Source organism: Vibrio sp. SCSIO 43140, from assembly GCF_023716585.1.
In the GTDB taxonomy this organism is placed as follows: Bacteria; Pseudomonadota; Gammaproteobacteria; order Enterobacterales; family Vibrionaceae; genus Vibrio; species Vibrio maritimus_B.
Genome location: NZ_CP071850.1, coordinates 2,173,807 through 2,186,521, shown reverse-complemented (window position 1 = coordinate 2,186,521; position 12,715 = coordinate 2,173,807). Strand labels below are relative to the sequence as shown.

Below are 12,715 nucleotides of genomic sequence, written 5' to 3'. Positions count from 1 at the left end.
GTGCGACAATATGGATAGTCTAAATGACTTTGAGTCGAATTCTGTGACTCAAAATAACTACCGTGCTGAGCGGATGGCCTTCTATGGGGCAAACAAAGCGACAATAAAGGCTTTGCTCGGAACGATACCCAAAGCAGCCGAAAGTCCTCTGGAAACATATCGGCATATCAGTAAAAAATCCCGCAATGGATGTAGGGCGACATTTCTACACCAAACACCTTCAAAGTTCATGGTTTGTAATCATCTGTGGGTGTATTTTGCGCAATTAACTGGCGAACCATTAGTATCCCGACCTTTAGCTAGTTACGTTGATGAGATGTTGGCGACATACTCTGCAGTTATGGATGATTACAGGCATGATCCGTCTTTTGGTCATCATGACATAGAGTCCATCGATAACACCGAACAGTCATTGGCTCGGAAAATGGGTGATATCCGATACGAAATAAATTTTACGCAGTTCTACACCTTATTGAATCGTATCAGTGATAATAACGTTGTACCCTACACCTGTGATTGTGGAGCCAAATTCATTGTTTTAGCTGATCGGCGTGGTGACCGATGTCCAACATGCAAGATTCGTCATGAAGCTAAACGTCGATTAGCTCAAACAGCAAAAGCTGGCGAATGTCATCGAGTATCTAGACTGCCACCAGCCGACCTTGATACTGGAGTAGTGCACTATGAATAAGACACTACTCGCTATGTTGACCGCGACAGCCTGTGCTACAGCTGTCGCCAAAACAGGGTATTTGAGTGATACCGACGAGCCTCGTGGTTGGCATTTCTACGCTGAAGAGGTCAAAGATAAACCGGAACAGCCACAATTCAGACCACCACCACCGAGCCAGTCTTCACCAGTTCAATCCCAACATAAGCCGTTATCATCGAAATGGTTGAAGGAGCACTTTATCAACTTTGTGTATGAAGCCATTGATAATCCATCACCGGCTAATATTCAGCGTGCTCGTTATCTCCAACGTGTGATTATGGATAAATCGTCACAGTTTTCAGAAGCGTGGATGCAGGATGTTATAAATAACCCTTATTTGGATGAGACTCAGGCGCGTGCGACGTCTCGATTTGCGTTGGATGCAAAATCAGAGTCTTTACTGGCAGCAGAGAAAACAGTAATGAGCAAGATTGGAGAAAAAGCTGGCCTCTGGTTTTTTTTCCAGTCAACTTGCGACTACTGTAAAAGGCAGGCTCCAATTGTTGAGATGTTAATGCAGCAATACGGGTTGAATGCCAATGCCATAAGTATTGACCTAGCTCCCTTCCCTGATGGACGTTTTCCTGACTACTCGCCCGATTTCAAGGGAATTCATCGTGAGTTAGGCGTTCAACGAGTCCCTGCTCTCTATCTCGTAGCAAATGATAGTTCCTTTATTGCTCCTATTAGCCAGGGAATAATGACAGCTGACGAGATAAAAAGAATTATGATGATTCAAGCCAAAACGGCCAACATAATTACTCAACAAGACATGGATGCCGCATCCCCTGTTGAATCCATGGAACGCCTTGCTAGCTTTGAGGGCATAGATGAGGAACGGGCGTTGTCTGATGCGAATTACTTGGTCGAACTCCTCGAATCAAGATTGAGGCAACAATCTCAATAAAACGAGCCAGCGTTCTACGCTGGTTTTTCTTACCTTGTCCCTTCAAAAACGAATATTTGTCCCTCTAATCACCACATTTCAAGCCGCAATCCATGACACTAGAGGATGTTTCGAGCATTCGTAGGGGGTTGTGTATGTATCCAGCGGTAAAAAATCTTGCGCCTTTATTGTTATTTGTGACCTGCGGCCTACAAGCTGGGCTTGTTGAGTTTATCGATGACAATGAGGTCAAATCAATCAGCAGCGGTTCTAACTCTTATCTACGCTCAACGACACCTGATGTGGTTATTACGGCTGGTTTAGATCGCATTCTAAAAGTTGAAGTTAAGGATTCATATCATCAATTAGTCTCTCAATTAACGACTGATAAAATCGGGATTACTGACAGGATAACAACGTCGACTGGTGAAGCTTACGGTAAGATTATTCCTTTGGATCTTTCACATGGTGACGGTGCGTACGAACTCACATTCACCATGCTTGATCTGCACGGCAACGCTGTTGATGTTGAAACCCACAGTATCTATCTCGATACAGTCCCACCCTCTGCAGGGGCATACAGTTGGGGATTTAACTATGGGCGCGGAACGGCTGACTCTACAGGGTTTCCCATTTGGTCACCAATAGAAGCCAAGATTATCAAAATATCGAATGTTTCAGATTCCGGCAGTGGAATTGAAAAAGCTTGGTTTGAGATGGTATACCGAGGCGGCAGCAAAGATGGTCAAGCGTTCTCCACAGGGACAATGGACTATATTGCTGATGAACAAGCGATAGTGCTTGGGACGGGAGGCATGTACTCTATTGATTCGTCCTATTTTACTCGAGAGAAAGTAGATGCCACCATACGAGCGTTCGTACAAGATAAAGCAGGGAATACAAGACGTGTAGACCAGCATTTTCACAATAATGGTATCTGTGTAAGCAAGCCTGTTATCCATGCGTATCAAGACCCTACGTCCTCGGCAGTGATTTGGGGTCAACCGAACATGCGACTTGCAGGTACCACAAATCATATCGTTCAAAATCCACTTAATTTGATCTTTAGAATGCCCAAAAATGAGGGTAGGAATAATAATCCCATTTATGGGGGAGGTCCTACAAATGTGAGTCATCAATGGTTAGGTAATGACGATACATATACCTATGTATTAATCCAAAATGTCTCTCTTGGTACCGACCACAAAGTTTTTTGGCCAGATATTGGTCACACAGATTGGTATACATGGCGTTGTCATCCATATGAGGTTCCTAACCCAACATTTACAGCAAGTTCGGCCCCTCCAAAGTTTCTCGGGTATGAAGCCTATATCAATGGAGTTGGTTGGGTACCCAATTCATATGATCCCTATGTTACCACTGGCTACTATTCACCTCGAAACACGACCTTAGTACATCTAAAAGCTAATGTTGAAGCAAGAAGTTACACCCAGGTGTTGATTGATGCATCGCAAGTATTGTGTACCGTTCCTGTCGGTGCAACCTCATGTATCTACACGCCTAACTGGCCGTACAACACTGAAGGCCAGTCATCTCACTATCACCGACGTCCTAGTTTGTATAAACAAGGCACCACATTGAGAACACCCACAAGTTACGTTTTTAAATACGACGGTTCTGATCCAATTATTCATGATATTGACTCTCATGATGTAATTAACCGCCGACTCAAATTTAACGTAACGGAGTTGCACACGGGTAATTCTTGGGGAGCAGTTCGATTGAAAGAGGCTGGTATAATTTTTCTTGATACCCAGTCTAAGCAAGAAGTAATAAGAGTCGCAGGCGAGATGTCTGGCAGTGGAGATCTTAATTTTATTGACGTCGACTATTCTACTTTTTTGATTGAAGGTACGTATGACATCTATGCGTACGCAATTGATAATGCGAACAATGAAAGCACAAGGTCTTTCGTCACTGATTATGAGTTAGACACGACACCGCCAACGATAAGTATGCTTGTTGATGGGAACCCATATTTGGAAGGTATGTTAGTGAAAGGACTTGAGTCTATCGCGGTCTATTTGCAAGATGAGTCAAGTGCTCATGTATCTAGTATGGTGCTGTCAGGTGGCCCTAGTGATGATAAAGTTGAATTGGCCTATGTTCACAACGATGACGATAGTGTCACCATTGAGTACCCGAAGCTATTCCCGGCTTTAGAGCAGGGGGAATCGTACACATTAATGGTTTCAGCAAAAGATACCTATAATCAAGCGGCAACGAAAACATTTACGTTCTTGTATGAGCCAAACAACCTTGTGCGGCTCGATGCCATTACATATCTTCCAACTGAAGTGGAGCTTTATACAACTCAAGGTAAGCCCTTTGCTATTATTCATTCTAATACATTGAGAACAGAGAACGGCAATATTGCCTCGGGCAAACAAGATTTGGTTGCTACGGTAAGAAGTGACTCTGACGCTGCTCTAAAAATAGCAGGGGAAGTTGTTCAACCGGGAGAAACAAAAACGATCCCTTACGTGATAGACAATATTGAGGGAAAACTGAATATCCCGCTGTTTCCCAAAGGTGATAACCAAACCGATACTGTGAGTCATTTCTCTGTGGAGATCATGACCATCAAGTAAGGGCAGCTTGGTGATTCATCAACTCTTACCATGAAGCTAACAGCCAGTGCTATCACTGGCTTTTTAGTCTGTGCACCTTAGTGCTCGAAAAAACGCCCCTTAATCGCCATTTTTGGATGTTTTTTTACCGACAATAGTGAAAGTTTGAACCCATCACGGACTGATCACTATGAAAATGTCGATATTCCCCCTGCTATTGTTGTCACTCATTGCGTGGAAGTCGTCAGCCGATTCAGCAATACCTAACACGGATGTCGACACTTTAGATAATCCAGTGCTACGGGTGATCCGAGTCGAGTTGCCAGATTATCGTGCGATGTTTGAAAACATCCAAGATGTGAAAGACAACAAAGAAGAGTTAAAGCGTGAATTACTCACGTTCTATTCAACCCTCTTACCAGTACTAAGAAAAAACGCATTCTCGCATCGCATTTATGAGGCGGAAGTGGCATATACACTAGCGGAACCATCTGGTTACGACCTTGTGAAGCTCCATTTAGTCGATGTTGATTCTATGACGGCCGAGGAATATAACTTTTTCGAACGTGTTGTTCTTAACAACTCTTACAGTGCTGCTCAAAAACTGGTTTTAGACCTACTCCCTCAGATACCAGAGACGGTTGATGCGTTTACCGGTGATCAAGTCGTAGTCAACAACACCTCCTTAATGAAGACAGCGACGGCTGGAGGCAGATATGACTAAGATATCTACAGTATTCGCTGGTATGTTGCTCGCCGCCTCTTTCGGCTCTGTAGCGAACCCAATGCAACGCGCATTTGATGGCTATACAACATCACATGGGACAGTTACTTATGAGACTGACAAACGACGCGCCATAGCGATGGGTTCGTTTTCGTATAGGTTCAAGTCTCACGATACCAATATTTTCTCATTTAGACCGCCTTCCATTAAAGCAGGCTGTAATGGTATTGATATGCAGCTAGGGTCGTTTTCAATGATTAAAGACCTTGCTGGCACCCTTCAAAATAGTATGCGCCAGATTGCCGCAGGGGCCGCGTCGTATGCGTTTAACCTCGCCCTCGATGCACTCTGTCCAACGTGTGCTGCCAACATAAAAGCTCTCAAAAAGAGCATGGATGACTGGAACAAGTTTTTCAAAGATAGCTGCGCCGCTGGTGAAGCTCTCGCCGCTCGAGCGGTAGGAGCATATGAAGGTGACAATGCCTTCATGACAAGAATGCAAGCCGTTGCTCAAGGTACTGGTGTGACAGAAGATGCCTCTTCGTGGGCACAACTGTCACCGGGCAAATCTTTGTTGGAGCTGGCCAATGAAGTTGGATTAGACGCAGCCAAGATGGAAGGGAACATTGTTGTATCCTTGAAGCGCCAAGGTGCAATTAACGTGAATATTTCGCGTGTGCCAGACCTTACAGAAATAGTCATGTCATTAGTGGGAACTCGCATTGTCTCAATACCTGGTACTTCGGGCACCAATGATGAAGGGTTAGCGCTTTCGGATTTAGAACGCACGGCCATTCCACCATCAACGAGTCTATTGGAACTCTCATTTAAGAAGAAAGACCCTGCTGGCATCTATCGTCTGAAATGTGCTGTCAATCCAGATACCAACCCTAGTTCAACCGACCACTGTCTTGAACCTACTAAGACCTTGGAATCTTCTTGGAAGCCCATGGCAGAAGAGGTGTTTGAAACGCTCAATGCTCAAAGCGGGGCATATACTGGTGTTCTTGAAATTTATCGAGCCGGTGGTAGAACGTCGTCTTTCACTACAGACCAAGACGCTCTTATGAAAAATGGGGTTGTAGATATCTACGGTTATGTTGAACAACTGGCTAAGCGTTATAAGCATAGTGAGAGCGTCACTGAATATTATAAAGCCATCTCAGATGCCTATGCTTATGATTTTGCAAATTTATATTATGAAGCGGTCAGAGGCTACTTGAAGGATATTGAAGCGATAGCTCGTTCAGAAAGTAACGCTGAAGCATTGGATTTCTGTGAAAAAGCAGAAAGGGAAATCATCCAACAATTCAATGATGTTAAGACATTCTACTCTAGCCGTGAGCATCAAGGCTTACTCACCGAATTAGTCAAAGAAAGTCGGGGGCACTAATATGGATCCTTTTGTTATTTACACCATAGGTAACTTTGAATGGATCGTTCAGGTTTTCACTGGACTTTCGATGGCGTTCGATACAGGCAGTGGTGAGTTTGGTATCACCAATTACGTGTTCGGTCTTGGATTGTTGCTGAGCTTCTTCGCTGCAATGTTGAAAAACATCATCGAAAAAGGTCAAATCGGTGGTTCTGCGTTAGCACCTGTTGTTCAAGGGTGGCTGATTTGGATGCTACTTTTCTATCCAAGGGTCGATGTAGCGCTCGAACATGCAGGAACCGGCGATACGGAATATTTTACTGATATACCTGTAGGCCTTGCCATAGGTGGCACCGTTTCAACGACATTACCCATCGCGTTTACGGATATTCTTCAAGATATTTTCATCATGCCAAATAGTTCTGGCCACCTAGATGCATTACGCACCCTAGTCGCTTTGGAAGGCAATGTTGATAATACCCCAATTAGAAACTGGGGAACCACTGACACAGACTTCATCCGTACGATGGACAACTACTACAACGATTGTGTGTTTAAAGATGTAACGATCGGCGGTGTCCTTCAAGAAGCAAAAGTTAGTAAGATGATGTCTTCTTATGATACTTGGCAAGCAATGAAGGTCACATCGACCGTTTGGTATACGGAAGCATTCTTAGGCGCATCTGGAACCGGTCTGTTCTCATGTAAGGATGCATACGATCTCATTTCCACCTATATCAACAACGATAATTCAGCTCTAGCGCAAGGTTTTTATGCCAGTCTAGAGCAGCAAGGCATTTCTGATCTGGATGTTGCTTCGGCTGCGCAACAACTTGGTCAACCTGCTGCAGACGCATACGGATTGCAGATTAAGAGTTTTCTTGACTATCACTTAAAGAAGAACGCTTATAATTTGCCAGCATCAGAAACTCCTAGAGGCATGCTTGTTGACGCGATGGAATTTGATGCGAAGCAAAAACGCCTTTATACAATGGCAGGTGATAGAAACCTTTGGCTTGAAATGGCTCCGGCAACAATAAGTTTCTTTGAAGCATTCGTTTGGTTCTGCGCCCCTCTAATGTCGTTCTTAGTTCTGTTTGGGCAAAGTGGTCTCAAGCTAGCAATGAGTTACATGAGATTTTTATTGCTGGTGGGTTTATATCCGGTCGTAATGATACTGATTAACCTCTATCTTGATTGGTCAATTGATAACAGTCTCCAAGCCTCTCTAGACAATCAAACAGCATGGACGATAGGTGGATTAAGCAACTTCTACACAGAGTCTCGTTCTTATATCGCACAAGCATCTTACCTTACCACGATGGTACCGTTGTTCGCCTATATGCTCTTAAAAGGTGGAGAGTACGGATTCGTTTCAGTTGCCAGTAAAATGGGAGGGTCAGCTAGTGTCAATGCTGGGTCTATTGCACCGCAAATTTCCCCTGAGATGAAAAATGGTAACTTGAAGATTGGTAATACTGCATGGACTATGACTGATAACGGTATGGTTCAATCTCAGAGCGCCGTTCAAGATATGAACATGCCAACTATTTCAGGGGTCGCAGGCTTACAAGGCTCGTTGTCAAATATGCGTTCTAGTGCTGAATCGCGAGTTCAAAACACGCAGCAAAGTGTTAATAGGTCATGGGGTGATTTCTCACAAACCATGCGCAACATTAACCGAAGCGCGGGTCATGGTACAAACGATAATGCTCAGTATTCGGAAAACATGCAATTTGCCTCTCAACTAGACACAGCGCTTCAGAAAACGAGTAATTTGAGTCAAGGGCAACGTGAAGCGTTGATTGCTAAGCTCATGATGGACGGCAAAATTGGTGCAGGTTTTGGCGCTGGTGGAGAGATGAGTGGTTCTGACCAAACTTCGTCAGGAACACAGAACACCACAACGAATAGCAGCTCAACCGGCACAAGTTCAGATACAAGGCATACAACCAGCCCAGCTCAACAGGGCCGTAGAAGAGGTAGCGTTGTTCAATCTAATGGTCAAGTTGTTGATGCTCGTAGTTCAAAAGAGCAGACCGATGTTAGAAATCAAAATAGTAACTCCTCAAAATCTAATGGAGGTTCTGGCGGGAAGTTGAATTTCAAGTTTGGTGCTGATGGCAATATCGTGGCGTCGGGTGCTGTTGATGCTGGTTTGAGTAAAGAGGAGAAAGAATCGCTCAACAAAGCGCTAGGTTTTATGGAGAAAGATTCGAATGGACTTGGGGCGTCATATACCCGCGCCGAATCTATTAATCGATTGAACCAATTGTCCGATGTGAACGGTTGGGGAGAACGAGGTCAAAACGCACTTACTGATTTGAAATCATTTAATAGTGCGGTCCAATATCAACATACAGTACAGCAAGGTTTCAATGCTACGACTGGTATTAACACTCAAGCGAGCACTAACCTCACCAATGCAGCACGTAATAACGAGTTTGCTCAATGGGTTATGAATGGTTACAACACTAAAGATGAGTTGGCCGCTATGTCTCCCGAGCAACGACAAGAGATCCAAGCTCAAAATGCACACCGTGCTCAAGAAATTCGACAAGGGGCGGCGCATTTCAATGGTGATGTTGGGCGTTCCGCAGCTGAATACTTTGTTCGTGACATGAAATCTCAATACGATAACGTTGCGAAATCAGAGAACATAGACACCATGTCTACCAGTCTTGGTGAATTGTCTGAGACCTTTAAAGAAGCTGGCCAAATACTTAATGACACCAACATTAAGAGCATGGGACAGAACTTTGATGCCATGGCATCGAAATTGGATGTGGTCAAAGACAAAACTTCCAATGAAGAGGTCATGGAAACTGCCCGTGATGCGAATCTTGCAGGCCAAGGTGACAAAGATACGTCTAGCGCAATTACAACGAATTCGTCCAATCTCAAAGTCAAGCAGGCAAAAGATGAAACCGCAGTCGTCAATGAAGTTGAGACCACCGACATCTATGCCGCGCACCAAGGCAACAAACAAAGAGTCGAAGAGAACAAGCAACATCATAGTCTTAAAACTGAAGATTGGTCTGCAATTGAGAAGCATATCGACAAAAATGTTGATGTTATGTCAATGCCTCCAGAAATCAGCGCCGTTGGTGATAAAGCTCGCGCTGTAATGGCTGAGACTGTTGCACCAATCGCAGCTAAGTTTGCTTCAGTAACCGAATCGGACCTCCAAAAATCCGGCACGACGGATACCACCAAATACATGGAAAGTGACCTGAAGCGTGGTTCACAATTCTTGACTGACCGAATGAATCTTGGCGATAACGATCTAGACCGTAACTTTGGTTGGAATGATGTCAAAGAAAACCGCGATCTCTATTCTGCGGCCATGATTGCAATGACAGTTAAGCCTGAAGATCTAGACGGCAGCAGTTTGACAACGAATGAAGAAATTCAACGTCATAACCGAGCTGTTGAAAATATCCAAGAGTTACGTGGGTATATGCAAGAGAACCCAGACTTCGAACGAGAGGTTCGAGGTCTTGTTAACGGTGCTTACTCACTTGATGCCTTACAAGACTACAAGCAATTTAAGGGCACATTTAACAATGGCTCCTTACATAACGTTGATATGGCGAATGTGGCAAACGTTGGTGGCACGCTTGGTGATATGTTCACAGACCCTAAAGAGGCCAGTAAACTTTTTGCTAGCACAGAAGTTGCGCAAGAATATCGTGAGGCAGTTTCAGCAGTTACACCTCAAGGTTATAGATACACTAACTTCTTACCTGATGCTCAAAAGATGGAAAGAGGTGAGGAAAACCGTTTATCCACGCTACAAAAGACCCGAGAGACTAAAGAGAATACTCCCAAGCCAGAGGCAATTGCACAGTTAGCGACTACTGGTAAAGAGGAAGACCAAAAGCAAATGGAAGTGGGTAGAACGAATGGCACGAAAACCCTCGAGACACCTTATCAACCAGCAACAACAGGTGTGAGCACAAGTGAGATAGCTAACCCTAATGCACAGCCAGATGGTCAGCCTACGCAAAGTGCCCCTGTTTCTACAGAGTCAAATCAAGTGAATTCGCCCCAACAGGTTAATGTCGCAAGTAACTCTGGCGCTCCAGGTTCATCACAACCAATCAATACCTTTCAGGTAAGTGATAGGAATGCATCTGTAGTTGCGAGTCTACAACCTGAAACCGCAAACGAGCCGGGAGCGAACGAGAAAACTACGGGTGAGACTAGCAACAGTTCTAATGATGTGACTGCTTCCAATTCTGGTTCGGAAGTTAAGGTCGCCCCAACGTCGAATGTTTCGCAGCCTGTTTCACCGGCTTCGAGCTCATCGACTGAAACCAGTAGTGAACCGACTTCGAACGAGAGTCCTTCTAGTGAAATCGCAAGTCAAACCAATAATCCCGCAGCAGTTAACGGTGATTCAGAGGTTAAGGTCGACAACAAGGCGACTGTATCTGATGTGTCTAACGGATCAGCAACAAATGTCGTTAATACTGGGAAACCATTAGAATCAAAGCCTGCTCCGAAAGTCGCAGGGGTAGCGGATCCTTCTTCTAAACAAGGAAACGCCGATTCGTCAGATGTTAGCGATAGCCCAAGTCAAAATCCCAAATCGACCAGTGAAGAACGCGAATTGGTAACTGACAATGTAGCTCCCATTAACGAAGGCAATGTGAAGGAGCAGGAGCCGCGAGGTCCGGGATATAAGGTGACAATTGAGTTCCCTAATTCAAATATTGAACCGCAGTCAACGTTCTATCCTGTGTCGGAACAGCAAATTCGCGGCGCATCAAGTACTGATGGAGGTAGTACCGGCAGAGTAGAAGATGGTGCAATCGCTACTCAAGGTTCTACAACGTCTGTTAATGAAACCCAAGAACTAGAAGTTTCTAGCCTAAGTGAAGTGACTAACGCGAGTGCTCCAGAAGCTAGTGCAGCAGTATCAAACCAAGGTGCTCTTTCGGTAACGAATGTGAGTGAGAGTTCAGCTGACAATAGTCCTCATGCCAATAGTCAGTTAGATGGTCGTTCGCAAAGTGAGGTGGGATATGAAACGGATCATGAAAATTCGGAAACAAATGGCTTTGAGACTCAAACAGCACAGACGAGCGGTCAGGTACAGTCGAACCGTGATGAGTCGTTAGTTGTCAACCCAACGGAAGGACATACACTTGCGAGTGTGACTCCTTCTCAGGGAGCGCAGGTTGACGTGACACGCGGTGAGAGCAACATAGAGCAGTCGCATGTGAACAACACAGACACGCAGGAGCACCAGTTCGAATCACGCGATGGTCAAGGTGAGCAGTCGTATGCTAGTGCTCAATCTCAAGCATCAGAGCCACAGAGTGAACCAGTAGTCGAGCAGGGTGAGTCCACTCAATTGTACGCGAGCAACCAAGCTACAGAGACGCAACAGTTCGAATCACGCGATGGTCAAGGTGAACAGTCGTATGCTAGTGCTCAACCACAAACCTCAGAGCCACAGAGTCAACCAGTAGTCGAGCAGGGTGAGTCCACTCAATTGTACGCGAGCAACCAAGCTACAGAGACGCAACAGTTCGAATCACGCGATGGTCAAGGTGAACAGTCGTATGCTAGTGCTCAACCACAAACCTCAGAGCCACAGAGTGAACCAGTAACCGAACAGGGTGATTCATCACAGTTGTATGCGAGTAACCAAGCTACAGAGTCTCAACAGTTCGAATCACGCGATGGTCAAGGTGAACAGTCGTATGCTAGTGCTCAACCACAAACCTCAGAGCCACAGAGTGAACCAGTAACCGAACAGGGTGATTCATCACAGTTGTATGCGAGTAACCAAGCTACAGAGTCTCAACAGTTCGAATCACGCGATGGTCAAGGTGAACAGTCGTATGCTAGTGCTCAATCTCAAGCATCAGAGCCACAAAGTGAACCCGTAGCCAAACAGGGTGATTCATCACAGCTGTACGCGAGCAACCAAGCTACAGAGACGCAACAGTTCGAGTCACGCGATGGTCAAGGTGAGCAGTCGTATGCTAGTGCTCAATCTCAACCATCAGAGCCACACAGTGAACCCGTAGCCGAACAGGGTGATTCATCACAGCTGTACGCGAGTAACCAAGCTACAGAGTCTCATGGGCTAGAAAGTTCCGATACCGCGTCAGGACAAGTTAGCAATGAACTATTGGGTAACGAACAATCCAATGAAGCTGGTAGTGACGGTACCTTGTTGGCTGGTCTTTCTGGAGAAAGGAATGTATCACTTGCAGATGCTCTTGTCTCAGGAACAAAGACCAATATGGAAATGTCTGGCGATGAAGCGCTGTTAGGCAGGCATCACAGCAATGATGTGGGTTTCGGCGGGTCTTTTACAGATGCGGATAGTAAACTTCACTATGACTCTGACGATAAGAAACTGAGTTAAGTGATGTAAATTAGACCTTAAAACCCTAAACAAAGAGCC

The 12,715-nt window shown here is 45.0% G+C and carries 6 protein-coding genes; all 6 read left to right on the top strand.

Annotated features, from left to right (window positions below):
- The first annotated feature begins 10 nt into the window (after positions 1-10).
- Positions 11-691: a hypothetical protein gene (locus J4N45_RS10295; RefSeq protein WP_252011316.1), complete on the top strand. Its 681-nt coding sequence runs from the start codon at positions 11-13 to the stop codon at positions 689-691.
- Positions 684-1,619: a conjugal transfer protein TraF gene (traF, locus tag J4N45_RS10290; RefSeq protein WP_252011315.1), complete on the top strand. Its 936-nt coding sequence runs from the start codon at positions 684-686 to the stop codon at positions 1,617-1,619. The genes J4N45_RS10295 and traF overlap by 8 nt, the downstream gene beginning before the upstream one ends.
- A 134-nt stretch (positions 1,620-1,753) precedes the next feature.
- A complete protein-coding gene (locus J4N45_RS10285; protein WP_252011314.1) occupies positions 1,754-4,210 on the top strand; it encodes an Ig-like domain-containing protein in 2,457 nt (818 codons plus the stop codon).
- 169 nt (positions 4,211-4,379) lie between these two features.
- Positions 4,380-4,913, top strand: coding sequence for a hypothetical protein (locus J4N45_RS10280; protein WP_252011313.1), 534 nt, complete (start codon positions 4,380-4,382; stop codon positions 4,911-4,913).
- Positions 4,906-6,306, top strand: coding sequence for a conjugal transfer protein TraH (locus tag J4N45_RS10275; RefSeq protein WP_252011312.1), 1,401 nt, complete (start codon positions 4,906-4,908; stop codon positions 6,304-6,306). The genes J4N45_RS10280 and J4N45_RS10275 overlap by 8 nt, the downstream gene beginning before the upstream one ends.
- Before the next feature lies 1 nt (position 6,307).
- Positions 6,308-12,676, top strand: coding sequence for a conjugal transfer protein TraG N-terminal domain-containing protein (locus J4N45_RS10270; protein WP_252011311.1), 6,369 nt, complete (start codon positions 6,308-6,310; stop codon positions 12,674-12,676).
- Positions 12,677-12,715: the final 39 nt, after the last annotated feature.